Origin of the sequence: Aquabacterium sp., from assembly GCF_016234775.1 — a bacterium.
Taxonomy (GTDB): Bacteria; Pseudomonadota; Gammaproteobacteria; order Burkholderiales; family Burkholderiaceae_C; genus Aquabacterium.
On sequence record NZ_JACRAH010000038.1, the window covers coordinates 15,551 to 38,411 of the forward strand.

19 protein-coding genes, 1 tRNA gene and 1 other RNA gene are annotated in these 22,861 nt (G+C 61.3%); 13 read left to right on the top strand and 8 right to left on the bottom strand.

Features of this window, described 5'->3' with window-relative positions; all coding sequences use genetic code 11:
• Nucleotides 1–66: 66 nt before the first annotated feature.
• From HY836_RS11630 to HY836_RS11645, 4 genes are all read left to right on the top strand, one after another.
• Nucleotides 67–157: transfer RNA gene (locus HY836_RS11630), tRNA-Ser, on the top strand.
• Nucleotides 158–312: 155 nt separating this feature from the next.
• The gene (locus HY836_RS11635; protein WP_290676318.1) at nucleotides 313–927 is read left to right on the top strand and encodes a Spy/CpxP family protein refolding chaperone; all 615 of its coding nucleotides are present in this window, start codon (nucleotides 313–315) and stop codon (nucleotides 925–927) included.
• Nucleotides 928–953: 26 nt separating this feature from the next.
• A complete protein-coding gene (locus tag HY836_RS11640; protein ID WP_290676342.1) occupies nucleotides 954–1,670 on the top strand; it encodes a response regulator transcription factor in 717 nt (238 codons plus the stop codon).
• Nucleotides 1,667–3,187 (top strand): HAMP domain-containing sensor histidine kinase, encoded by a 1,521-nt coding sequence (locus tag HY836_RS11645; RefSeq protein ID WP_290676319.1) that lies wholly within the window; start codon nucleotides 1,667–1,669, stop codon nucleotides 3,185–3,187. The genes HY836_RS11640 and HY836_RS11645 overlap by 4 nt, the downstream gene beginning before the upstream one ends.
• Before the next feature lie 19 nt (nucleotides 3,188–3,206).
• On the opposite strand, the gene HY836_RS11650 is transcribed toward HY836_RS11645, so the two are convergent.
• From HY836_RS11650 to HY836_RS11665, 4 genes are all read right to left on the bottom strand, one after another.
• Nucleotides 3,207–4,541: a UDP-glucose/GDP-mannose dehydrogenase family protein gene (locus tag HY836_RS11650; protein WP_290676320.1), complete on the bottom strand. Its 1,335-nt coding sequence runs from the start codon at nucleotides 4,539–4,541 to the stop codon at nucleotides 3,207–3,209.
• A 68-nt stretch (nucleotides 4,542–4,609) separates the two neighbouring features.
• The gene (locus HY836_RS11655; protein WP_290676321.1) at nucleotides 4,610–6,157 is read right to left on the bottom strand and encodes a DUF1501 domain-containing protein; all 1,548 of its coding nucleotides are present in this window, start codon (nucleotides 6,155–6,157) and stop codon (nucleotides 4,610–4,612) included.
• 7 nt (nucleotides 6,158–6,164) lie between these two features.
• Entirely contained in the window at nucleotides 6,165–8,075 is a 1,911-nt protein-coding gene (locus HY836_RS11660) for a DUF1800 domain-containing protein (protein ID WP_290676322.1), read from the bottom strand.
• Between the two features lie 151 nt (nucleotides 8,076–8,226).
• Nucleotides 8,227–9,246 (bottom strand): NAD-dependent epimerase, encoded by a 1,020-nt coding sequence (locus HY836_RS11665; RefSeq protein ID WP_290676323.1) that lies wholly within the window; start codon nucleotides 9,244–9,246, stop codon nucleotides 8,227–8,229.
• Nucleotides 9,247–9,364: 118 nt separating this feature from the next.
• On the opposite strand from HY836_RS11665, the gene rfbB reads away from it, so the two are divergent.
• Genes rfbB through HY836_RS11705 form a run of 8 tightly spaced genes read left to right on the top strand, consistent with a single transcriptional unit; the run spans nucleotide 9,365 to nucleotide 17,367 of the window.
• Complete coding sequence (gene rfbB, locus HY836_RS11670) at nucleotides 9,365–10,447, top strand: dTDP-glucose 4,6-dehydratase (RefSeq protein ID WP_290676324.1); 1,083 nt, start codon at nucleotides 9,365–9,367, stop codon at nucleotides 10,445–10,447.
• Nucleotides 10,447–11,361: a dTDP-4-dehydrorhamnose reductase gene (rfbD, locus tag HY836_RS11675; RefSeq protein ID WP_290676325.1), complete on the top strand. Its 915-nt coding sequence runs from the start codon at nucleotides 10,447–10,449 to the stop codon at nucleotides 11,359–11,361. The genes rfbB and rfbD overlap by 1 nt, the downstream gene beginning before the upstream one ends.
• 4 nt (nucleotides 11,362–11,365) lie before the next feature.
• Nucleotides 11,366–12,259 carry a glucose-1-phosphate thymidylyltransferase RfbA gene (gene rfbA, locus HY836_RS11680; RefSeq protein WP_290676326.1) on the top strand — a complete coding sequence of 298 codons (894 nt, stop codon included), beginning with the start codon at nucleotides 11,366–11,368 and terminating at the stop codon, nucleotides 12,257–12,259.
• A gap of 5 nt (nucleotides 12,260–12,264) precedes the next feature.
• Nucleotides 12,265–12,828: a dTDP-4-dehydrorhamnose 3,5-epimerase gene (rfbC, locus tag HY836_RS11685; protein ID WP_290676327.1), complete on the top strand. Its 564-nt coding sequence runs from the start codon at nucleotides 12,265–12,267 to the stop codon at nucleotides 12,826–12,828.
• 46 nt (nucleotides 12,829–12,874) lie between these two features.
• On the top strand, nucleotides 12,875–13,849 hold the full coding sequence (locus HY836_RS11690; RefSeq protein ID WP_290676328.1) for a lysylphosphatidylglycerol synthase transmembrane domain-containing protein: 975 nt from the start codon (nucleotides 12,875–12,877) through the stop codon (nucleotides 13,847–13,849).
• A gap of 11 nt (nucleotides 13,850–13,860) precedes the next feature.
• A complete protein-coding gene (locus HY836_RS11695; RefSeq protein WP_290676329.1) occupies nucleotides 13,861–15,282 on the top strand; it encodes a UbiA family prenyltransferase in 1,422 nt (473 codons plus the stop codon).
• Between the two features lie 10 nt (nucleotides 15,283–15,292).
• A complete protein-coding gene (locus tag HY836_RS11700; RefSeq protein ID WP_290676330.1) occupies nucleotides 15,293–16,633 on the top strand; it encodes an FAD-binding oxidoreductase in 1,341 nt (446 codons plus the stop codon).
• The gene (locus HY836_RS11705; RefSeq protein WP_290676331.1) at nucleotides 16,630–17,367 is read left to right on the top strand and encodes an SDR family oxidoreductase; all 738 of its coding nucleotides are present in this window, start codon (nucleotides 16,630–16,632) and stop codon (nucleotides 17,365–17,367) included. Before HY836_RS11700 ends, HY836_RS11705 begins: the two co-directional genes overlap by 4 nt.
• 9 nt (nucleotides 17,368–17,376) lie before the next feature.
• Here the strand turns inward: HY836_RS11705 and HY836_RS11710 are convergent, their stop codons facing one another.
• Nucleotides 17,377–18,336: a sodium-dependent bicarbonate transport family permease gene (locus HY836_RS11710; protein WP_290676332.1), complete on the bottom strand. Its 960-nt coding sequence runs from the start codon at nucleotides 18,334–18,336 to the stop codon at nucleotides 17,377–17,379.
• 87 nt (nucleotides 18,337–18,423) lie between these two features.
• On the opposite strand from HY836_RS11710, the gene HY836_RS11715 reads away from it, so the two are divergent.
• On the top strand, nucleotides 18,424–19,362 hold the full coding sequence (locus tag HY836_RS11715; RefSeq protein WP_290676333.1) for a LysR family transcriptional regulator: 939 nt from the start codon (nucleotides 18,424–18,426) through the stop codon (nucleotides 19,360–19,362).
• On the opposite strand, the gene ssrA is transcribed toward HY836_RS11715, so the two are convergent.
• The 3 genes from ssrA to argJ all read right to left on the bottom strand — a co-directional run bounded on the left by ssrA (nucleotide 19,341) and on the right by argJ (nucleotide 22,812).
• Nucleotides 19,341–19,712: a transfer-messenger RNA gene (gene ssrA / locus HY836_RS11720) on the bottom strand. The two genes, HY836_RS11715 and ssrA, sit on opposite strands and share 22 nt — an antisense overlap.
• Before the next feature lie 125 nt (nucleotides 19,713–19,837).
• The gene (locus HY836_RS11725) at nucleotides 19,838–21,445 is read right to left on the bottom strand and encodes a carboxylesterase/lipase family protein (RefSeq protein WP_290676334.1); all 1,608 of its coding nucleotides are present in this window, start codon (nucleotides 21,443–21,445) and stop codon (nucleotides 19,838–19,840) included.
• 137 nt (nucleotides 21,446–21,582) lie between these two features.
• Entirely contained in the window at nucleotides 21,583–22,812 is a 1,230-nt protein-coding gene (gene argJ, locus HY836_RS11730; RefSeq protein ID WP_290676335.1) for a bifunctional glutamate N-acetyltransferase/amino-acid acetyltransferase ArgJ, read from the bottom strand.
• Nucleotides 22,813–22,861: the final 49 nt, after the last annotated feature.

The window sequence follows — 22,861 nt, forward strand, 5'->3', positions numbered from 1 at the left end:
GGTTTCAGGGCTGGAAAACCTGTTATAGTTGCGGGCTACGCCGTTGACCACGAGCGCACCAGTTTAGGAGAGGTGGCAGAGTGGTCGAATGTACCTGACTCGAAATCAGGCGTACGTGAATAACGTACCGTGGGTTCGAATCCCACCCTCTCCGCCAATGACACAGCCCGCTTGCCTTCCCGGCAGCGGGCTTTTGTCTTTTCAAGGTTCACACATCTTTACCCTGGCGCCACAGCCGCTTTACCCCTCGTCCTCATCATGACGTCATGGCCTCACCGAATGGCAAGGCCCGCCAACAACGGAGAAATCGTCATGAATGAGATTCACAGCCCCACTCCCGCAGCCCCAGTCCACTCTTCACAGAAGCGGCGCTGGGCCCTGGGTGCATTGATCGCTGCCACCACGGCCTCCGTGGTCCTGAGCATCAGTGCCTGGGCGGGTGGCGACGAGCCTGCTTCGCGCATGCCGGCGCATCGCATGGGCACGACGGGGGCCGGTGGCGCCGACATGAGCGGGATTCCCTTTGGTGGTCGCCATCTGCAGCGCCTGCTGGACGATGCCAAGGTCTCGGAGGTGCAGCGCACCCAGATCAAGCAATTCGTGGATAAAGCGCAGTCTGACCTGAAGGCGCTGCATGAAGAAGGCAAGAGCCTGCACGAACAGGGCTTGAAACTGTGGGCTGCCCCCAAGATCGATGCGGTTGCGGCGGAAAAGCTGCGCCAGCAGATGCAGGCACATCACGATAAGGTCAGCAAGCGCATGCTGCAAGCCATGCTGGACGTGGGCAATGTGCTCACGCCCGAGCAGCGCACCATTGTGGCCAGGCAGCTGGAAAAGCGGCATGAAGACATGATGCGTCGCGGACATCGCCATGGCGGCCCTGGCAAGCCCGGCGGCGCATCCGAGCGACAACCCGTGGAGCAATGAGCATGGAGCGCGCGACAATGCCGGATATGAGCGAGCACATCCTGCTGATTGACGACGACCTGCGCCTGAGCGCCATGGTCGGTGATTACCTGCGCAGCCATGGCTACCAGGTGTCCAATGCACCGACCCTGGCGGCGGGGCGTGACATGCTCGCGCGCCAGGCCTGCGATGCGCTGGTGCTGGATCTGATGCTGCCCGATGGCGACGGCCTGGACCTGTGCAAGGAACTGCGAGCCGCACCCAAGACGCGCAGCCTGCCCTTGCTCATGCTCAGCGCCAGGGGCGAGCCGACCGACCGCATCGTCGGCCTGGAGATCGGGGCAGATGACTACCTGCCCAAACCCTTCGAGCCACGTGAATTGCTCGCCCGTTTGCGTGCGCTCCTGCGCCGCACCGGGCCGGTGGCCGAAGACGATGACGTATGGCGTTTCGGGCGCCTGGAAATCGACGCTGGCCTGCGCCAGGTGCGCCTGGATGGCAAGGCCTGCGATCTGACGTCCTACCAGTTCGACCTGCTGTCCGTGCTGGCGCAGCACCCCGGTCGCGTGCTCAGTCGAGACCAGATCATGGACTCGCTCAAAGGCCATCCGCTGGAAGCTTTTGACCGCTCCATCGACGTGCACATCTCGCGTATCCGCGCCGCGATCGAGGACGATCCCAAGGAGCCGCGTCGCATTCTGACCGTGCGCGGCGTGGGGTATGTCTTTGCCAAGAAACAGGACGCCGACGTCGATACCCCATGAAGACGCTGGCGCTGCGCATCTACCTGACCGTCGTGATGGTCTTGCTGGTCTTTGCCCTGGTCTCAGGGTGGCTGGCGCAGCACAACATGGAGCACGAACGCACCCAGGTGCAGTCCATGGCGGTATGGCAGGAACGCGCGGCGGCCTGGGGTGAGTTGCTCGAAAACAGCTTGCCAGCAGTGACCGAACCGGAGACTGAGCAGGCTCGCGTGTTTCTGGACTGGGCTGACCGACTGCGTTTGCCAATGGCGCTGGACACCCCCAAGGGGCGCCGTATTGCGACCTCGCCCATTCTGGAGGATCGCCTGGCACGGTGGCCGGAGTCGCGCGAACGCTTGCAGCAAGCGCGCTTGTCAGACGGCCGCGTGCTGTGGATCATGCGCCCCGGTCTGGGTGGGCGCGTGCGTGGAGGTGGGGGCTTCAACGGGCCTCCCTACGCGTTGAGGCCGGGTGCATCGGATGAGCCAGGTGGGCGGCCTGGCGGGCCGGGCGGTGAGAGCGGCCCTGCGGGTTCGCCCATGTCAGAGCGGCCATTTGCACCCATGGGGCCGCATGAACCGCCCATGCCACCGCCCCGGCCACAGGTGCAGCCCTGGTTTGCGCCGTTTGCATGGATGTTGCCCAACTCGCAGGCTCACGGCGTGCCGGCGCTGATTCTCTCGCTGTTCCTGCTGTTCGTGGCGGTGGCAGTGGGTGCCTGGCCTGTCGCCAACAGGTTGACCCGGCGTTTGCAGGCTTTGCGCAATGGTGTGGAGGCTTTTGGATCTGGTCAACTGGCCCATCGGGTTGCGGTGGAAGGCAAGGATGAAGTGGCTGCGCTGGCCGGCAGCTTCAATGAGGCCGCTCAGCGCATTGAAGACCTGATCACCTCCAATCGCAATCTGCTGGCGAACGCGAGCCATGAACTGCGCTCGCCACTGGCTCGCTTGAAGATGGCCGTGTCCATCATGGGCGACATGCCGCCAGAGCGCGCCGCCCAGCTCAAGGAGGAGATCCATCAGGACATCCGCGAGCTGGATGCCCTGGTCGAGGAGGTGTTGCTGGCCAGCCGGCTGGACGCCCGCCCGCAGATCGAACGCGGTCCGGTGGATCTGCTGGGACTGGTGACGGAAGAGGCCTTGCGGGTAGACGCAGAGGTGCTGGCCGACGACAGTGCGCAGAAACAGGAGCCCTACCAGGGCGATGACCGTCTGTTGCGACGTGCCGTGCGCAACCTGCTGGAGAACGCGCGCCGCTATGGCGGGGCACAGATCCAGTTGGAACTGGCCTATGGCGCCAAGGACATCGAGATCCGCGTGTGTGATCGTGGGCCAGGCGTGCCTGATGAGCAACGGGACCGCATCTTCGAGCCCTTCTACCGCCTGCCTGGTCATGCCGAGCATGCCGGTGGCGTGGGCCTGGGGCTGAGCCTGGTTCGCCAGATTGCCCAGCGGCATGGCGGTCAGGTGCGGTGCGAAGCCCGTGAGGGCGGGGGCAGCCGATTCATCATCACGCTGCCCGCCGCGGGTGGCCGTTGACGGCCACCCTGGGCGGCGCTCAGGCCTGGACGCTGGCGCGACCGATGCTGTCGTAGCTCAGGCCGGCCTGCTTGACCAGCGCGGGCTCGTACAGATTGCGGCCGTCGAAAATGACCGGCGTCTTCAGGCTGGACTTGATCTTCTCGAAGTCAGGGCTGCGGAATTCCTTCCACTCCGTGACGATGATCAGCGCGTCGGCGCCTTGCAGTGCAGCATTCGGGCTGTCGGCGTACTTCAGGCGAGGCTCGTCGCCAAAGATGCGCTTGGCTTCCGGCATGGCCACAGGGTCATAGACCGTGACGGTGGCGCCGCGCTGGAACAGTTCGGCCAGCACCACACGGCTGGTGGCTTCACGCATGTCGTCCGTGTTGGGCTTGAAGGCCAGGCCCCAGACAGCAAAGTGCTTGCCCGTCAGATCGGCACCAAAGCGCTTGACGACCTTGTTGACCAGCACGGTCTTCTGGCGCTCGTTGGCGTCTTCCACAGCCTTGAGGACCAGCAGTTCCTGGTCTTCGCCGCTGGCAGTCTTGATCAGGGCCTTCACATCCTTGGGGAAGCAGCTGCCACCGTAGCCGCAGCCCGCGTACAGGAAGTGCGTGCCGATGCGCTGGTCGGAGCCAATCCCCAGGCGAACCTGTTCGATGTCTGCGCCCATCTTCTCGGCCAGCAAGGCCAGCTCGTTCATGAAGCTGATGCGGGTGGCCAGCATGGCGTTGGCAGCGTACTTGGTCAGCTCGGCACTGCGCACGTCCATCACGATCAGGCGTTCGTGGTTGCGGTTGAAGGGGGCGTAGAGCGCGCGCATCAGCAAAATGGCCTGCTCGTCATCGGCGCCCACCACGATGCGGTCCGGACGCATGAAGTCGTCCACGGCCGCGCCTTCCTTGAGGAACTCGGGGTTGGAGACGACGGCGTACTGCACGTCGCTGCCACGCTTGGCCAGCTCGTCGGCCACAGCGGCACGCACCTTGTCGGCGGTACCCACGGGCACGGTGGACTTATCGACGATGACCTTGTAGTCGGTCATCAGGCGGCCGATGTTGCGGGCGGCTGCCAGCACGTATTGCAGGTCGGCGGACCCGTCCTCATCGGGGGGCGTGCCCACGGCGATGAACTGGATGGTGCCGTGCGCCACGGCGCGGGCGATGTCGGTCGTGAACGAGAGCCTGCCTGCCTTGACGTTGCGCTCGACCACCTTGTCCAGGCCGGGCTCGTGGATGGGGATCCCACCCTCCTCCAGAATCCGGATCTTGTTGGGGTCGACGTCCAGGCAGAGCACATCGTTGCCCATTTCGGCCAGACATGCGCCTGTCACCAGGCCCACATAGCCGGTGCCAACAACTGATACTTTCATGGTGTGAGGCTGTTTGTTGTGAAATCAGTCGGATTTTGACAGACGCAGACGGATTTCGGTCGTTGATATTAGGCCATGAACCCGATGTCCTTGAATGAGGCATCGAAGTTGCCTATGTTGGGGGCCAAGGGGTTGCCAGAAGACGTGCCGCTTAACTCGTCGTCCGAGAGTCCCATCCATTTGCCGAGGGTGTAGACCACCTGGTCGACAGATATCTCGGGCAGGAGTACGCCACCTCTGAGCAGTTGATCGCTGAAAAACTCGCCGTCACCGTCAAAGGCCCTGAATTGCGGATATCGCCCATAGACCTCGCCACCTTTGACGGCGCCACCAATGACGAAATGATGCCCCCCCCAGCCGTGGTCACAGCCGTCGCCATTGTTGACCAGAGCTCTGCCGAACTCGGATGCCGTGAAGGTGGTGACTTGCGAGCGCATGTCGCCGCCCGGCATCTGGGTCAGACACTTCTGGAAGTAGTCGACCGCATGGTCGAGTTTGGCCATGAGGTTGCCGTGCTGACGCAGCAAATCGCTGTGGGTGTCAAACCCGCCTAGCGACACCATGAATACCTGTCTCTTGGCCCCGATGCCACTGCCGCTGCGTGCAGAGATCATCCGGGCGACCAGTTGCAGTTGAAGCGCCAACGAGTTGAACTGGTTGCTGCCATCGTTGGGGTTGGTGTAGCGCAGCAAGGGGTCTGCTTGAGACGTGCTGCCGGGCGTCCCCCAGGGCAAGAGGGAGGCGGCGGGCAGGTTTTGCTTGAGCGCGGATTCGCTGTCCAGGGCGCGACTGACGACCCGTTGGTAGTCGCCAGTGATCAAGTCAGCGGTGTAGTTGGTGGATGCCGCGCTACGTACAGCCCTGTAGATCGCATCACTGCCAAAGGTTTGACCGTTGCCGCCCGCCATGAGCTGAAAACCGCTGGATCCCAACATATAGGGCATGGTGGTTTGCCCATTGAGCCACACGGCATTGTTGTCAACGCCAATCGCGCTGAAGGTCTTGTTGGTATTGAGGCTCGACAGGCGGTCCATCAGCAGCCCGCCCCAGCCACCCAGCCCCCCCTCTGGCTCGAAGGACTGCCAGGTGGCGGTCTGATCGTTGTGGGAGTACAGCTTGCGCGGCAGCGGGAACGAGTCGTCCAGCAGGTCAATCTTGGTGGTGGGCTGCACAAGCGGCCCCACATTGGCCACGATGGCGGCGGAAGATTGGTTGTAGAGCGCCTGAATGCGTTTGAGTTGCGGGTGCAGCGCGAAGCTGCGTCCAGTATTGAGGTTCAGGCTGTTGCGATGGTTGATGTTCAGCAGGCTGGCCTTGTTGAGCGCGATGGACACAACATTGTCAGGTGCGACGATGCCGGCAACTTGCGCCATCACGGCTGGGTCGCGGGAGGCGCTGTAGCAGCGCCATGAAATCTCATCGACGGGAATGACTGTGTTGTGTGCATCGTTGCCTCCAGCCAGGAAGATGCATACCAGCGCTTTGTAATCGGCGTTGCTGGATTGGGCCGACGCGTTCTGAATCGCAGCCAGATTGGTCAGCCAGGCGCCGCAAGCACCCATGGCGCCCAGTGAGGATGTGTGGCGCAGAAATTGTCGGCGGTTGATCGGTTTCATCTGCATCTCACTTGATCATCAGGAACTCAGGTGACACCGCCACCATGGCGATGGCCGTCCAGACGCGCTTGTCCAGCGCGCTGTTGATGGCTTGTCCGTTGGTCGGCGTGCCATCAGGTTGCGGCACGGGTACTGTGTCGAGTGCACTGATGACGTTCTGCCGGAGCCCATCGCTGATGGTGCCGCCCAGGAGTCGATCTGCCACGTGTTGAGCCAATGTGCCAGCGTCGTGCGCCATGGCCCGCTGCTCGATGAGTTGCAGTGTGACATTGCGTTGCGGGATGGTTTCCAGTTGGCAAGTCACGGCGGCATCCTGCAGCGCCTTGTTGGCAGCCACCTTGCTGTCCAGGGATAGGATGTATTGCTGGACTTGAGGCGTGAATGCGCCGCAGCGGCCATCGGTGTCTGCCACGCTGCTGGGGCCGATGCCGTTGGCAAGCAGATCCAGTACCGCGTTGACGTAACCGGTCACCGTGGTTTCGTTGGTAATCTGCAGTTCAGGGGCGACCAGACCTGCACTGCCCAGCTGGCTTTGAGGGGGAACGTAACCAGGCCTGAAGAAGTTGAAAACCGATGGGGCATAAAGGGGTGTTTGGCCCCAGGAGTTGGCATCGCTTGTGTTCCCGATCGACACGTATGGGATTCTTGTCGTGCCTGCGGTGTCCAGCAAAGATGAGGAGACGGACAGGGTCGGACTTGAGAGATTGAATGCCCTTAGCAGGCTGGTCAGTCGAAGTATGGGTTCACGCAACTTGCCCTGCTTGGGATTGATCAACGCATCCTGACTGCGGGCTTCCTGGTCGAGCAGGATCGCTTTGACGACATCTTTGATGTTGCCGCCCGTGTTCAAGAACCGTTGCGCAACACGGGCCACGTAATCGGGCGAAGGGTTGCTGGTCACCAATCGCTGTATCAACTGTCGACAAATGAACGGCGCGGTGTTTGGATGGGACGCCAGTCTGTCCAGGGCTTTGGTCAGGCTGTCCTGAGGGTCGGGCGGATCCTGGGCCGGGATCGTGATGCCCAGGAAACTTTTTTCCGAGGTGGAGTGATAGGCAGGAAACGCCATCATGGGGTGATAGCCCGCTTCCGGGTCCTTGCAGGCCGGGGCGTCCATGATGCACAGGCTGTCGGCTATCCCAGCGTAGGCCGCCCCTCTGTAGTCAGACCAGCCTGTAAAAACTTTGGCGAGTCCTTTGATGTCGTTGCTGGCGTAGGTTTCGATTGGTTTGCCTCGGGCGTCCAACTTGTTGGATCCATCCAGGTTGAGTTCGTACAGCCCGATGGAGAACAGCTGCATGACCTCTCGAGCGTAGTTCTCGTCCGGGAAGTGTCCAAGCGTTGGTGCCTCTTTGGTATTGCCTCGGTAGGTGAGGTAGTGCCCCATGGCGGGGCTCTTGGTCACCGCTTCCAGCAGCTCACGGTAGGAGCCGTTGAGGTTGGCATCCAGCATGTCCATGTAGCCGGCAACCTTGTTTGGCGCGCGAACGGCAAGGCCCTCATCGTTCAGGGAGATCACGAAAATTTCGGATAAGGTAAAAGCCAACCTGGCTCGCAATTGGGCGTTGTCGAGCAAGGCGCGCGTGTAGAAAGCCTCGATGATTTGCGCCGGTCCTGCTTGCGCTGTGGCCGTGCCGGGGTTGTCGGCCTTGATCTCCGCATTCCTGCGGGTCATGAACTCCCGGAATGTGAAGCCAGGCTGAAGCGCGAATTGCTCGTCAATCCACGCCTCGTAGCCGATCGACATCAGGCGGTTGATGTTGATTTCATCCGGGCCAAAGGTGGCTTGGGCGAGGAAACGGGTGGCTTGCGCCCGATCCTGTGGTTTGTCGCTGCTTGTGTCTGGTACGCAGCCCACCACGAAGATCGCCAAGGTGTTGCACAGCAAGAGTGTCGCCCACCGCCAGATACCGTTCATGCTTGCCCTCACTCGTATCGATTGCCATTAATCGTAGGCTGGAGCCTGAGTCTGGGGCTTGGCTTTTGTTGCTTGATGTAACGATGTGAGGGCTACTCCGCCCCCTAGGACAAGGGGGCGGTGGTCATTTTGAGGCGATGGTCGCCCGGTGCTAACCCTTGAAGTAGGCTTGGTGCCACGATGTGAAATGGTTGATGCCCGTGGCCAGATCAGTGTGGCCGCGCGTTCCCGTCCATTCGGCCAGGGCATCCACATTGGCATAGGTGGCGGCCACATCGCCTGGGGCCATGGGCTGCAGATCCAGCCTGGCCTTGCAGCCCAACGCGCGCTCCAGGGTCTGGATGAAATCCATCAAGGCAATGGGTTCGCTGTTGCCGATGTTGAAAACCCGGTAGGGCGCCCAGGAGGAGGCCGCGCTGGGGTTCTCGCGGTCGAAGTCTGGTTGCGACTGCGGGGGGCGATCCAGGGTGGCGATCACCCCTTTGACGATGTCGTCGATGTAGGTGAAGTCGCGTTGCATCTGGCCGTGGTTGAACACCTTGATGGGCTCACCAGCCAGGATGGCTCGTGTGAACAGCATGGGAGCCATGTCAGGGCGGCCCCATGGGCCATACACCGTGAAGAACCGCAGGCCGGTGGTGGGCAAACCGTAAAGATGGCTGTAGGTGTGCGCCATCAGCTCGTTGGCCTTCTTGGTGGCCGCGTACAGGCTCACGGGGTGGTCGACCGCGTCCTGCTCGGAAAAGGGCATGCGCACATTGCCTCCGTATACGCTGGAACTGCTGGCATAAACCAGGTGGCCTGTTTGATGGTGGCGGCAGGCTTCCAACACGTTGACGAAGCCAGCGAGGTTGGATTGCACGTACGCGTGGGGGTTCTCCAGTGAATAACGAACCCCGGCCTGGGCAGCCAGGTGCACCACTCCATCGAACTGCTCCTGGTCGAACAGGTTTTGCAGGGCCGCGTTATCGACGATGTCCAGCAACTCGAACCGGAAAGGCGCGCCGGGGCGCTGCGATGCAATATGGGCGATCCGGTCTCTTTTCAGTTGCGGATCGTAGTAGTCATTGAGGTTGTCGATGCCGATGACGGTGTCGCCGCGCTGGAGCAGCGACAGGCATACGTGCATGCCAATGAATCCGGCCGCGCCGGTAACCAGTACTTTGCTCATGGCGAGATTGTCGGGCATTCAGTCTGGCGTGTTGTCGCCTTGCAGGTGCCATATCCAGGGCGGGGGTCTGCATAATGCATGGTTTGATGCACATGGTCCGAGCACGGAGCAACCCAATATGATTCTGATTACAGGCGGCGCCGGTTTCATCGGTGGCAACTTTGTTCACCATTGGTTCGAGCGGCAGACCAGCTTGGGACTGAACGCGCTGGAGCCTGTTGTCGTATTCGACAAACTAACTTACGCCGGCAATCCGAACACGATTGCCGATCACCTGAAATCCGGTCGCGCCACCTTGCTTCAAGCCGATATTGCCGACCGTGAAGCCGTAAGGCAGGCCATGAGTCAGTATCGCCCGCGCGCCATCTTGCACTTCGCCGCAGAAAGCCATGTGGATCGCTCCATTCATGGGCCGGGTGAGTTCATTCAGACGAATATGGTGGGGACGTTCAGTCTGCTGGAAGAAACCCGCCAGTATTGGGGGCAGATGGCCGAAGCGGAGAAAGCGGCTTTCCGTTTCCTGCATGTCTCAACTGACGAGGTTTACGGATCGCTGTCTGATACCGACCCTGCGTTCTCCGAAACCACGCCCTACGCGCCCAACAGCCCTTACTCGGCCAGCAAGGCTGGAAGCGACCACCTGGTGCGTGCCTATCACCATACCTATGGCCTGCCCACGCTGACCACCAATTGCAGCAACAACTACGGCCCTTATCACTTCCCTGAGAAGTTGATCCCGCTGATGATCCTCAATGCACTGGAAGGCAAGCCTCTGCCGGTGTATGGCGATGGCCTCAACATCCGCGACTGGCTGTACGTGCGCGATCACTGTGAAGCCATCTGCAAGGTACTGGAAAAGGGCCGCACGGGTGAAACCTACAACGTGGGTGGCATCAACGAGATCAAGAACATCGATGTGGTGACCACGATCTGCCGCAAGCTCGATGAACTGCGCCCGCGCGCCGATGGCAGCCCATACGAAAGCCTCATTACCTACGTGAAGGACCGTCCGGGCCACGATCGCCGCTACGCCATCGATCCGCGCAAGATTCAAAGCGAGATCGGCTGGGCACCGGCCGAGACTTTCGAGTCCGGCATCAACAAGACCGTGAACTGGTACTTGGAGAACAACGCCTGGATCGACACCGTGCGTTCGGGCTCCTACCGCGACTGGATCGCACAGAACTACGCGGGGCGTTGATGAAGATCCTTCTTCTAGGCAAAGGTGGCCAGGTTGGTTGGGAGTTGCAGCGAGCCCTGGTGCCGCTGGGGCATCTCGACGCGTTCGATCATGACTCCCTGGGGCCTGCTGCCGCGCCGCATCTGCGCGCCAATTTCGCGAAGCCGGATGATCTGGTCGAGCTGATTTGCCTGCTTCAGCCCGATGTGATTGTCAATGCTGCCGCTCACACGGCGGTGGACAAAGCCGAGAGCGAGCCCGAACTGGCGCGCCTGCTGAATGCCACCACGCCAGGTGTCATCGCGGGCGAAGCCGCCCGTCTGGGCGCGCTGTTGGTGCACTACAGCACCGACTATGTGTTCGATGGCAGCGGCGATGCACCGCGAGCCGAGGATGCCGCAACGGGGCCACTGAGCGTCTACGGGCAGACCAAACTCGAGGGCGAACAGCTCATCCAGGCCAGCGGTTGCCGCCACCTGATCTTGCGTACCAGCTGGGTGTACGCAGCGCGAGGTGGTAACTTTGCCAAGACCATGTTGCGTCTGGCCACCGAGCGTGATGAGCTGAAAGTGATCAACGATCAGATCGGTGCGCCAACCGGCGCAGATCTGCTGGCCGACGTCACCGCGCATGCCATCATGGCTGTGCGCCGTCAGCCTGAACTGGCCGGGCTCTACCACCTCGTTGCGAGTGGCCAGACCAACTGGCACGATTACGCCCGTTTCGTGATTGAATGGGCTCGCGCCAAGGGCGTGCCCTTGAAGATTGCCCCGGATGCCGTGCTGGCCACCTCCACAAGCGCCTATCCGACGCCGGCCAGACGACCGTTGAACTCGCGTCTGGACACGAGCAAGATCCAACATGCACTGGGCCTGACCTTGCCGCACTGGCAGCAGGGGGTGGTGCGCATGCTGACCGAAATCATTGAAAGGTGAACCCATGACCTCCCGCAATGCACGCAAGGGCATCATCCTGGCAGGTGGCTCCGGCACGCGGCTTCACCCGGCCACGCTGGCCATCAGCAAGCAATTGCTGCCTGTGTACGACAAGCCCATGGTCTATTACCCGCTCAGCACTCTGATGCTGGCCGGCATCCGCGACATTCTGCTGATCAGCACGCCGCAAGATACACCTCGTTTCGAAGCTCTCCTGGGCGATGGCAGCCAGTGGGGTCTGAACATGAGCTATTGCGTGCAACCCAGCCCGGACGGTCTGGCGCAGGCATTCATCCTGGGGCGCGACTTCGTGGGCAACAACCCCAGCGCACTCGTGCTGGGTGATAACATCTACTACGGCCACGATCTGCAGCGCCTGCTCAACAGTGCTGCCAGCCGCGATGAGGGCGCTAGTGTGTTCGCCTATCATGTCAACGATCCAGAACGTTACGGTGTAGTGGACTTCAACGAGAAGTACCAAGCCTTGAGCATCGAAGAAAAGCCCAAGGCGCCGAAGAGCAACTATGCGGTCACGGGCCTGTATTTCTATGACAAGCAGGTTTGCGACATCGCCGCCGATATCAAGCCCAGCCCGCGTGGCGAACTGGAGATCACCGACGTCAATGCGCGTTACCTGGCGCAAGGCCAATTGAACGTCGAGATCATGGGGCGAGGCTTTGCCTGGCTCGACACCGGCACGCACGACAGCCTGCTGGATGCCGGGCAGTTCATCGCCACGCTGGAGAAGCGCCAGGGGCTGAAGGTGGCATGCCCTGAGGAGATTGCCTTCCGTTCAGGCTGGATCACAGCCGAGCAAGTGCAGAAGCTGGCTCAGCCCATGCTCAAGAACGGCTACGGGCAATATCTGCTCAAGGTCATCAACGACAAGATTTATTGACTCCCATGAAGCTCATTCCTACCCGTATCCCTGAGGTTGTGATCATCGAGCCGGCCGTGTTCGGCGACGATCGGGGTTGGTTCATGGAGAGTTTCAATCGGCTTCGTTTCGAGACCGAGTTGATCAGTCTGGGCTTGCCCGTGCCGCGCCCCTTCGTGCAGGACAACCATTCCTGCAGCAAGGCTGGCGTGCTGCGTGGCCTGCACTTCCAGTTGCCTCCGCATGCCCAGGGCAAATTGGTGCGTGTGGTCAAGGGGGCTGCGTTCGATGTGGCTGTGGACATTCGCAAGGGATCGGCCACATTCGGTCAGTGGGCTGGCGTTGAGCTCACGGCAGAGAACAAGCGCCAGTTGTGGGTGCCCGAGGGCTTCGCGCATGGGTTCCTGACTTTGCAGGACGAAACCCACTTCCTCTACAAGACCACCGACTTCTATGCCAAGGACTGCGAGCGCGCGATCCGTTGGAATGATCCCGACATTGGCATCGAATGGCCCCTCCACGGCTTGGAGGTAACCCTTGCCCCCAAGGATGCCCAGGCTCCCTATTTGAGGGATTCTGACCGGTGCTGAGTGAAACCCAGATGGTGCGTCTATAACGGGCATAGATAATCCCGGGATGGTCCAAAACGCACTTGATCCCGTGGCCGCTGTTGCCGTGCCACTGTGGCGCCGTGTCCTGACTTATGGTTTGCTGGTTGCCTTTGCAGTCTGGTGCGTGGTCGGGTTCCGACGAGACATCGCACAGATTGATCTGGCACCGCTGGCGTCGGGCTGGATGGCCATTGCGGCTGCCACGGTCTTGTCGCTGTGGAACTACGCCTTGCGGGTCGTTCGCTGGCGCCTGTATCTGAATCGACTGGGGCATGTGCTGCCGTGGCGCTTTGTGGCGCTGACCTTCATGTCCGGGTTCGCTTTCACCCTGTCGCCTGGCAAGCTGGGGGAAATGGTGCGCGGGCGCTACTACCAGCCCAAGGGCATTTCCATGACGCAGGTGACGGGTGCGTTCTTTGTGGAGCGCCTGCTGGACCTTCTGGCCATGATCGTGCTGGCGTCGGCGGTGCTGGCCGAGTTGCAGTCTTATCAGTCCTTCCTCTGGTTGGCGCTGGCCTTGGTGGCCAGTCTGCTGGCTGCGGTGGCCCTGGTGCCCTGGCCGTTGGTTGTTGGGCGGCTGGATCAGCGACCTCATGGCGCGCTCGTGAAAGCGATCCGGACAGTGGCCAACATGTTGGCCAACGCCAAGCAGTTCCTCTCGCCTGGCATCCTGGCCAGCGGCCTGATGCTGGGGCTCCTGGCCTGGGGGGCCGAGGCGGTCGGGCTCAAGTTGCTGGCCGATGCCGTAGCGCCCGATCGAATTTCCTTGCTCGGTGCCGTGGGGGCTTATTCCATTGCCATCATCGTGGGAGCGCTGTCTTTTCTGCCTGGCGGATTGGGCAGTACCGAGACTGTGATGACGGCCTTGCTGGTAGCGCACGGGTACTCGCTGGCCCAGGCGATCCTTCTGACGCTTGTCTGTCGTTTGCTGACGCTGTGGCTGGCCGTGCTCATTGGGTGGATCTGTGTGTGGTGCTTGCGTGATCCCGGAAATCTGTGACGAGTTCTTCTATGACCAAAGCGGTTCCCTTGTGCGTCGATCTGGATGGCACGCTGATTCACAGCGATCTCCTGCTCGAGTCCTTCCTGTTGCTGATCAAGCGCAATCCTCTGTACCTGCTGCTGGTGCCGTTCTGGCTGATGCAGGGCAAGGCCAGACTCAAGCAGCAAATCGCCAGCCGTGTGCAACTGGAAGGCAGCGCCTTGCCCTACACCAAGCCCTTGCTGGACTGGCTGCGCAGCCAGAAGGAGCAGGGCCGGGCGGTGTGGTTGTGCACGGCCTCTGACAGCCGACTGGCTCAGGCCGTGGCCGATCACGTCGGGTTCTTCGATGGCGTGATGGCCAGCGATGGTCAGTTGAACCTGTCTGGCAGCAACAAGGCAGCCGAGCTGGTCAAGCGCTTCGGTGAAAAGGGCTTTGACTATTGCGGCAACGAAAAGGTGGATCTGGCAGTGTGGCGCCATGCGCGCGCCGCGATCGTCGTGAATGCGGGTACGGCGCTGGTCACTGCCGCAGGCGAAGTGACCACGGTCGAGCACGCCATTGCGCCCATGCCAGGAGGCTTGAAGGTCATTCTCAAAGCGCTGCGCGTGCACCAGTGGGCCAAGAATGCCTTGATCTTTGTACCGGTTGCTGCCGCGCATCAGCTGGCTGAGGGGCAGGCCTTGGTCAACAGCCTGCTGGCCTTCCTGGCCTTCAGCCTGTGCGCCTCTTCCGTGTACCTGCTCAATGACATGCTGGATCTGGCTGCAGACCGTCAACATCACAGCAAGTGCAAGCGCCCGTTTGCGGCCGGGCAACTCAGTTTGTTGTTTGGCCTGGTGGCGGCGCCTGCGCTGCTGCTGGTGGCCATCGGCTTGGCCTGCTTGCTGCCTGTGAAGTTCATGCTGGTGCTGGCAGCCTATTACGTGGCCACATTGGCCTATTCGTTTGGCCTCAAGCAACTGGTGATGATTGACGTGCTGGCGCTGGCTGGCCTGTACACGGTTCGGATCGTGGCGGGTGCGGCAGCCACAGGCATCGCCTTGTCCTTCTGGCTGCTGATGTTCGCGATCTTCATTTTCCTGAGCCTGGCCATTGTCAAGCGCTATGCGGAGTTGTATGTCATGCGTCAGCAAGGCAAGCTTAAAGCCAAGGGGCGCGGCTATCAGGTGGAAGATCTGGCCTTGCTGCAAAGCCTGGGTGGTGCTTCTGGCTACCTCAGCATCCTGGTGCTGGCGCTGTACGTTAACTCGCCCGATATCAGCGTGCTGTACAAGCACCCCAAGATGGCGTGGGCGCTGGTGCCGGTGATGCTGTACTGGATCAGCCGCATCTGGATGCAGACACACCGTGGCCAGATGCATGACGATCCGTTGGTCTATGCCTTGAAGGACAAGGTCAGCCTTCTGACTGGTCTGGTGGCGGCAGCAGTGCTGTGGCTGGCCGTCTGATCGAACTGTCATGAACACGCAGACCGTAGTCTCCTGGGGCCGTGTGCTGCGTGAGCCGCATCTCATGCTCGGGTTGAGCAGTCGCCATCAGGCCCTGCCCATTCCGGCGGACGGTCAGTCCGTGTTGCCCTTCGGCCATGGCCGCAGCTACGGTGACAGCAACCTCAACCCCGGTGGCGCCTTGCTGCTGGCTGGGCAACTGGATCGCTTCATTCACTTTGATCCGGCCACGGGTTTGTTGCGGTGCGAAGCCGGGGTGCTGCTGTCGACCATCATTCAGCTGGTCTTGCCGCAAGGCTGGTTCCTGCCGGTCACACCCGGCACACAGTTCGTGACGGTAGGGGGTGCCATGGCCAACGATGTGCATGGCAAGAACCACCATGTGGCCGGCTCGTTTGGCAACCATGTGCTGCAGTTTGAGTTGCTGCGCTCTGATGGCACGCGCATGGTGTGCAGCCCCCAGGAAAACGCCGACTGGTATGCGGCCACGATCGGGGGGCTGGGTTTGACTGGCTTGATCACCTGGGCCGAGATCCAGCTCAAGCGTGTGGCCAATCCTTTTCTGGATACCGAGTCCATCCGTTTTCGCAGCCTCGAAGAGTTCTTCGAGCTGAGCACGGCGTCAGAGCGTGATTTCGAATACACGGTGTCGTGGATCGATTGCGCTGTCACTGGCAAGCGTCTGGGCCGGGGACTGTTCAACCGGGGCAACCATGCGCCGGCCGTGCTGGATACGCGTCTTTTGCCGCCTGGCTTGCCCAATGGCGTGGCCGAGCCCTGCTTGCGCGTGCCACTGACGCCGCCCATCTCTCTGATCAACACCTTGTCATTGAAGTCCTTCAATACGCTGTACTTCAACAAGCAGCGTGAGGACGTGGTGCGCAGCCTGCAACACTACCGGCCGTTCTTCTATCCGCTGGACGCCTTGCGCGAGTGGAACCGCATCTACGGCCCCAAGGGCTTTTATCAGTACCAGTGCGTGGTACCACCCGAGCGAGCGCTGCCCGCCACACGGCAACTGCTGGAGACCATTGCAGCCAGCGGCATGGGCTCCTTCCTGGCGGTGCTCAAACAGTTCGGGCAGCCGGCATCACGTGGCATGTTGTCCTTCCCCGAGCCTGGCATCACCCTGGCGCTGGACTTCCCCAATCAGGGGCCGCGCCTGTTCAAGCTGTTCGATCAGCTTGACCGCATCGTGCTGGACGCAGGTGGTCGCCTGTACCCGGCCAAGGACGGGCGCATGGGCGCCACCATCTTCAAGGCCGGTTATCCACGCTGGTCGGAATTCAAATCGTATGTCGACCCGCGCTTCAGCTCCGGTATGTGGCGGCGGGTCATGGAGCAATCATGAGAAAAATCCTCATCGTGGGGGCCACCTCGGCCATGGCTGAAGCCTGTGCACGCCTGTGGGCGCAACGTGGCGATCAGCTGTTCCTGGCTGCGCGCAATGACAAACAGCTGAAGTCGATTGCCGATGACCTGAAGACGCGGGGCGCGCAGCGCGTGGGCACCAAGGTGTTTGATGCCACCGACTTTGCACAACATGCCGCCTTGCTGGCCGATGCCACGCGCTTCATGGACGGGCTCGACACCGTGCTGATCGCGCACGGCACGCTGTCCGACCAGGAACGGGCCCAAACCGATGTGGCCTACGCCTTGGGTGAAATTGCCACCAATGGCACCTCCGTGGTGGCCTTGATGTCGATCGCGGGTGAGCAACTGGCAGCACAAGGGCGTGGTGCCATCGCTGTGATCTCTTCCGTGGCTGGTGATCGTGGCCGCCAGAGCAACTACGTGTACGGCAGTGCCAAGGCACTCGTCAGCGCATTCGCCTCAGGCCTGCGCCAGCGCCTGGCCAAGAACGGCGTGCACGTGGTCACCATCAAGCCTGGCTTTGTGGACACCCCCATGACGGCCCACCTCAAGAAGGGCGCCCTGTGGGCCAAGCCCGATCAGGTGGCGCGTGATATCAGCCAGGCGATCGACAAGGGTCGTGCGGTGGTCTATACGCCAGGGTTCTGGCGTTTCATCATGCTGATCATCAAGCACATTCCAGAATTTGTGTTCGTCAAGATTTCGCTTTGAGGTGCACCCTTAAGCCTGAACTTGCCTGGCAATCTCGGTGTACAAAGGGATGCCAAACAGGATGTTCAAGGGAAAGGTGACGCCCAAGGACAGGCCGAAGTACAGCGAGGGGTTGGCCTCCGGGATGGCGTAGCGCAGCGCAGCCGGCACCACGATGTAGGAGGCGCTGGCCGACAGCACCATCAGCAGTGCAGCGTCGGCGACGGGGAGCTGCAGCAGCGCGGACACCCCCAGCGCGATGGCGGCATGGCACAGTGGCCCCAGCACCGCGTAAGCCATCAGCAAGGGTGATTTGTCCTTGATGCTGCCGATATTGCGGGCCACCAGCAGGCCCATGTTCAGCAGGAAGAAGGCCAGCATGCCCTTGAACAGATCGATGGAAAATGGCGCCATCATGGCCTTGCCGGTATCGCCACTGAGGTAGCCGATCACCATCGAACCCATGAGCAGCAAGAGCGCACCGTCCGTGAAGGATTCGTGCAGGATCTTGCCCATGGATGTTCCTGTGCCGGGGGCGCCAGTCGCTTGCCTCACGTTATTGGCCAGCACCACGCTCACGATGATGGCGGGAGACTCCATGAGCACCAAGGCCACGGTCATGTGCCCGCCTGGGCTCAGTTGCTGTGTTTCGAGGTACTGCATGGCGGTCACGAAGGTCACCGCGCTGACCGAGCCGTAACACGCAGAGATGGCCACGGCGTCAAACGGACGGACCAGCTTCTTGAGCAGTTGATACCCGATGACCGGAACGAGGAAGGCCATCAGCATCGCCGCCAACAAGGCGATGGCGACCTCGGCATTCAGGCCGGTATGCGCGAGTGCGAAGCCCCCTTTGAGGCCCAGGGCCATCAAGAGGTACAGCGACAGGAATTTGGAGATCGCGGGGGGAATCTCCAGATTGGACTTGAGCGCGCCCGCCACCACGCCAAACACGAAAAACAGGATGGCCGGGTCGAGCAGGTTATGCATGGGTGTACTCCTTGGTGCGCCCATGCTAGGGATAGTCATCAATCAAGTAAAATCGATTCTTGTCTATCAATACATAGATATAAATCTATGAATGTCACCTTCCGGCAGCTTCGGCTGTTCCTGGCGCTGGCCGATACGGGCAGCGTCAGTCGTGCGGCCCGCGAATGCCATGTCACTCAGCCCACCGCCTCCATGCAGCTGAAGGAGGTGACCGATGCCGTGGGGGTACCGCTTTACGAGGTGATTTCCAAACGGGTGCACCTGACCGATGCGGGTCGGGATCTGGCCAGGACGGCCAGAGCGATGGTGGACGAGTGGGCCGCGTTCTCGCAGCGCATCGACGCCACCAAAGGGTTGACACGCGGCAAGCTCAGGGTGGCGGTGGTCAGTACAGCCAAATACTTCGTGCCGCGTCTGCTCGGTACTTTCTGCGCCCGGTATCCCGAGATCGACATTTCCCTGGAGGTGTTGAACCGCGATGGCGTCGTGCAGCGGCTGCGCGACAACCAGGACGATCTCTACATCATGTCCACACCACCTGCCGACATCGACCTGGAGGATCAGGTCTTCATGCCCAATCCCCTGGTGTTGATCGCGGCCAACTCGCATCCGCTGGCCCAACAGCGAGACCTCACGCTGGAGGATTTGAGCAAGCTGCGTTTTATTCTGAGAGAGCGCGGGTCCGGCACTCGGATGACCGTTGACGCGTATTTCAAGCGCCAGCGCTTCAAGCCCAACCTGCGTCTGGAGTTGGGCAGCAATGAGGCGATCAAGGAGGCCGTTGCAGGTGATCTGGGGATTTCCGTCATCTCCAGCCACGCCTTGCACGGGCAGTCTGCCGAGCACGGTGTGTCTGTGCTGGATGTGCAAGGCTTTCCCATCGAGTCGAACTGGCATGTGGTTCGGCTCAAGGGCAAGCAGTTGTCACCCATTGCCAAGGTGTTCCAGGCGCATTTGCTGGACATGAAAAATGCCCAACTGCATGGGCAGTTGGGCATCGTATTTGGTGGAGCCGGGGGGAATTGAACCCCCGTCCGTAAGCCATCATCGAGCAGATCTACATGTGTAGCCGTCTGATTTGAATCTCGCCAACCTGATCGCGCAGCGGCACGCTACCAGATTAGCCAGTCACTGAATCTCGACCTGAACCGAGTGACCCGGCTCAGACCCAGCCTATGTGAATGACCTCACTACTTCAGTCTTGCGACATCAGCACAGCCCATAGGCCAACTGTTGTGAGGCTCACCGGTGTTAAGCGGCGAGTGCGAACGATTCGTCGTTTGCAGTTAGTTTGTTTCCAGATGGATTTACGAGGTGGCTGGTCCTCGACATGCCCTGTCCCGAATCCGCACCCACGTCGAAACCAGGTCGGCCCCAGGAGAAAGTAGGTCATTGTAGGTGTTCTTGCGAATCCGCGCTGACCTTATTCATCGATATGCGGCTGTGTGGCGGCTTTTCAAGCCCCTGGTCGAGCTTTTCTTGAGAGTGAAGTACGGTGCACTCAGAGCCGCTCATACAGGTCGCATTGGTGGTCCTTTTTGAAAGCAGGGGAACCGAAAACCGAGATGCCGCTGCTGTCGAGTTTCAGCGAGCTGGGGCGCTGAGCCTGGAATGCCGGCCAGTAAGGGGGCAGGAAAGTGTTGGGGTTGCCTGTGGCGGCAAACCGGCCCCAATAGCGCACCATCAGATCTGCCAGTCTTTGCTGCGCCGCATTGAGTGGCGGAAGCGGTGTTGGCGTGGCAATCATGTTGCGCTGGAACAGGAAGGTCAACTCAGCACCGTGGAAGGCGCCCAATGCCATCAATGGGTCTGTCGGTGCGGGCGAGTTGGGTTCAGTGAACTCGTAGTTGAAGGTCGGGACGTAGCGTGACAAGGCTTCCGTATCGGCCATGGCGCCACATGAAAAGAAGTAATCTGTCAGCATGGCGCTGAAGGCCTTGTCGAGTGTGCCGTAGTGCCAGAAGGAGTAGGTGCTGGTCAGCTTCTTGGCCAGGGCGGTGTCACTGCCTGCGATCTTGTTGACGTAGGCATTGACGTCGGCTCTGGTCACAAACCACTGGTTGGCCTGATGGTATTCGGCACCCACGAACAATCTGCCTTCGTCGTGCGTGGTGCCGATGATCACGGGCACACGGTTGAACTGGCCATCCCTCACTTGTCTGGCCGGGTTGCCGGTCAGGGTGAGGCCGTCCTGCACGGGCGTCCAGCGGATGTTGACGCCATTGATCTCGTTGCCGTTGGGTACCGATGCGCGCATGATTTCCTCGGCGCTCTTTTGGCGCATGCATGCGAGTTGGCCGGGGCCTTCAGCGCAACCCAGTTTGGCACCCAGTGCGACCGATTGGGCTTCCATGGACGTGGGGGTGGCGTCAGTCAGCAGATTGCATGGGCCGCTTTGGGCAATGGCGCGGTGAAACAGGTCTTTGGATTGAGGGGATACCAGGTGCAGGCAGGTGCTCGCACCGCCTGCTGAGTGCCCAAAGATGGTCACGCGTGAGGGGTCACCGCCGAACTGGCTGATCTGCGATTGAACCCAGCGCAACGCGGCTTGCTGGTCCTGCAGCCCCAGGTTGGGCGACACGTTCTGGGCGGCCAGCTCCGGCTGGCGAAAGAAGCCGAACGCACCGACGCGGTAGTTGATGGATACGACAACAGCCCGCCCTTTGCGAGCCAGTGTGGTCATGTCGTAGTCAGCCGCAGAGCCTGACAGGAAGGCGCCGCCGTGAATCCAGACCATCACGGGCAGTTTGCTGCTGCCGATGTCGTCGGGCACGTGGACGTTCAGGAACAGGCAGTCTTCGTTGACCGACTCGGGTGAGACGATGCTCAGCGGCTGTGCGCAACGCTGGCCAAATGCCGAGCCGTCGCGCGTGCCGCTCCACGCCGCAGGCGCCTGGGGGGATTGCCAGCGCAGCTCGCCTACCGGCGGTGCCGCATAGGGAATGCCCAGATAGGTGCGAACCGCATTGAGCAGTTTGCCGCTGATGGCGCCTTGGCTGGTTTGAACGATGGGTGGCGAGGCGGTGGCGACGGTGTCGGCATTGGCCGAACTGCACAGGGCCGCTCCCGCCGCCCAGGATGCAAGGAAATGCAGGGTTTGTTGACGCATGGCGTGCTTTCTGGAAAGTTCAACGGAGAGGCCACCTTAGGCTCTCCCCGTCCAGATGCAAGCGCCAGAAGACGAGTGGTCAATAGGCGTCGTCAGTGGTGATAGGGCATCGCCACTGACGGCCCATCATCGCAAGATCAGCTGCGGTAGTCGGCGTTGATGGTCACGTACTCGTGCGACAGGTCGCAGGTCCACACCGTGGTCCTGGCCGTGCCGCGCGCCAGGCCAACGCGAATCGTGATCTCGGACTGCTTCATCACGCGCTGGCCATCTTCTTCGCGGTACTCTGGGCGGCGGCCACCCTTGGTCACCACGTGCACGTCGTCCAGGTGCAGCTCGATCAGGCTCTGGTCCAGATCGTCGATGCCCGCATAGCCCACGGCGGCCAGGATGCGGCCCAGATTGGGGTCGCTGGCGAAGAAGGCGGTCTTGACCAGGGGCGAGTGCGCAATGGCGTAGGCAGCCTTGGCGCATTCGTCTTCATCGCGACCACCTTCCACGGTGATGGTGATGAACTTGGTGGCACCTTCACCGTCACGCACGATGGCCTGGGCCAGTTGCTGCGACACGGCGATCACGGCGGTGCGCAGAGCCTGGCCGTCGGCGCTGTTCAGGTCGGTGATCTCGGCGTGCGCGGCCTTGCGCGTGGCGATCAGCACGAAGGAGTCGTTCGTGGAGGTGTCGCCATCGATGGTGATGCGGTTGAACGAGGCGTTGGCCGCTTCGGTCACCAGGGCTTGCAGCAAGCCGGGGGCGATGTTGGCATCGGTGGCCACGTAGCCCAGCATGGTGGCCATATTGGGCTTGATCATGCCGGCGCCCTTGCTGATGCCGGTGATGGTCACGGTCTGCCCGCCGATGGTGATCTGCTTCGAGGCACCCTTGGGCAGGGTATCCGTGGTCATGATGCCTTCGGCGGCCACGGCCCAGTTGTCGGCCTTCAGATCGGCAATGGCACCAGCCAGGCCGGCTTCGATGCGGTCAACCGGCAGGGTCTCCATGATCACGCCGGTCGAAAACGGCAGGATCTGTTCGGGTGAGATGTGCAACTGGCGGGCCAGGGCAATGGTGGTCGAGCGCGCACGCACCAGGCCGTCTTCGCCGGTGCCGGCATTGGCGTTGCCGGTGTTGATCAACAGAGCGCGGATCTCGCTGCTGGCCGCCAGGCGTTCACGGCACAGCTGCACGGGGGCGGCACAGAAACGGTTTTTGGTGAACACGCCGGCCACGGCGCTGCCTTCGTCCAGGGTGAGGACGGTCAGGTCACGGCGATTGGCCTTGCGTACGCCCGCCATGGTGATGCCCAGCTTGACGCCGGGCACGGGGTGCAGATCGGAAGGAAGGGGGGCTGTCAGGTTGACGGGCATGTTGTAGAGACTCCGGTAGGGCCTCGCAGCGAAGCCCGATCAAGGAGCC

What these genes read in the sequence shown, in the direction of transcription:
- HY836_RS11655 (WP_290676321.1), bottom strand. Translation starts at nt 6,157, where the DNA reads ATGAAACCGATCAACCGCCGACAATTTCTGCGCCACACATCCTCACTG.
- HY836_RS11645 (WP_290676319.1), top strand. Translation starts at nt 1,667, where the DNA reads ATGAAGACGCTGGCGCTGCGCATCTACCTGACCGTCGTGATGGTCTTG.
- rfbC (WP_290676327.1), top strand. Translation starts at nt 12,265, where the DNA reads ATGAAGCTCATTCCTACCCGTATCCCTGAGGTTGTGATCATCGAGCCG.
- rfbA (WP_290676326.1), top strand. Translation starts at nt 11,366, where the DNA reads ATGACCTCCCGCAATGCACGCAAGGGCATCATCCTGGCAGGTGGCTCC.
- HY836_RS11695 (WP_290676329.1), top strand. Translation starts at nt 13,861, where the DNA reads ATGACCAAAGCGGTTCCCTTGTGCGTCGATCTGGATGGCACGCTGATT.
- HY836_RS11710 (WP_290676332.1), bottom strand. Translation starts at nt 18,336, where the DNA reads ATGCATAACCTGCTCGACCCGGCCATCCTGTTTTTCGTGTTTGGCGTG.
- HY836_RS11690 (WP_290676328.1), top strand. Translation starts at nt 12,875, where the DNA reads ATGGTCCAAAACGCACTTGATCCCGTGGCCGCTGTTGCCGTGCCACTG.
- rfbD (WP_290676325.1), top strand. Translation starts at nt 10,447, where the DNA reads ATGAAGATCCTTCTTCTAGGCAAAGGTGGCCAGGTTGGTTGGGAGTTG.
- rfbB (WP_290676324.1), top strand. Translation starts at nt 9,365, where the DNA reads ATGATTCTGATTACAGGCGGCGCCGGTTTCATCGGTGGCAACTTTGTT.
- HY836_RS11635 (WP_290676318.1), top strand. Translation starts at nt 313, where the DNA reads ATGAATGAGATTCACAGCCCCACTCCCGCAGCCCCAGTCCACTCTTCA.
- HY836_RS11650 (WP_290676320.1), bottom strand. Translation starts at nt 4,541, where the DNA reads ATGAAAGTATCAGTTGTTGGCACCGGCTATGTGGGCCTGGTGACAGGC.
- HY836_RS11715 (WP_290676333.1), top strand. Translation starts at nt 18,424, where the DNA reads ATGAATGTCACCTTCCGGCAGCTTCGGCTGTTCCTGGCGCTGGCCGAT.
- HY836_RS11660 (WP_290676322.1), bottom strand. Translation starts at nt 8,075, where the DNA reads ATGAACGGTATCTGGCGGTGGGCGACACTCTTGCTGTGCAACACCTTG.
- HY836_RS11700 (WP_290676330.1), top strand. Translation starts at nt 15,293, where the DNA reads ATGAACACGCAGACCGTAGTCTCCTGGGGCCGTGTGCTGCGTGAGCCG.
- HY836_RS11725 (WP_290676334.1), bottom strand. Translation starts at nt 21,445, where the DNA reads ATGCGTCAACAAACCCTGCATTTCCTTGCATCCTGGGCGGCGGGAGCG.
- HY836_RS11665 (WP_290676323.1), bottom strand. Translation starts at nt 9,246, where the DNA reads ATGAGCAAAGTACTGGTTACCGGCGCGGCCGGATTCATTGGCATGCAC.
- HY836_RS11640 (WP_290676342.1), top strand. Translation starts at nt 954, where the DNA reads ATGAGCGAGCACATCCTGCTGATTGACGACGACCTGCGCCTGAGCGCC.
- argJ (WP_290676335.1), bottom strand. Translation starts at nt 22,812, where the DNA reads ATGCCCGTCAACCTGACAGCCCCCCTTCCTTCCGATCTGCACCCCGTG.
- HY836_RS11705 (WP_290676331.1), top strand. Translation starts at nt 16,630, where the DNA reads ATGAGAAAAATCCTCATCGTGGGGGCCACCTCGGCCATGGCTGAAGCC.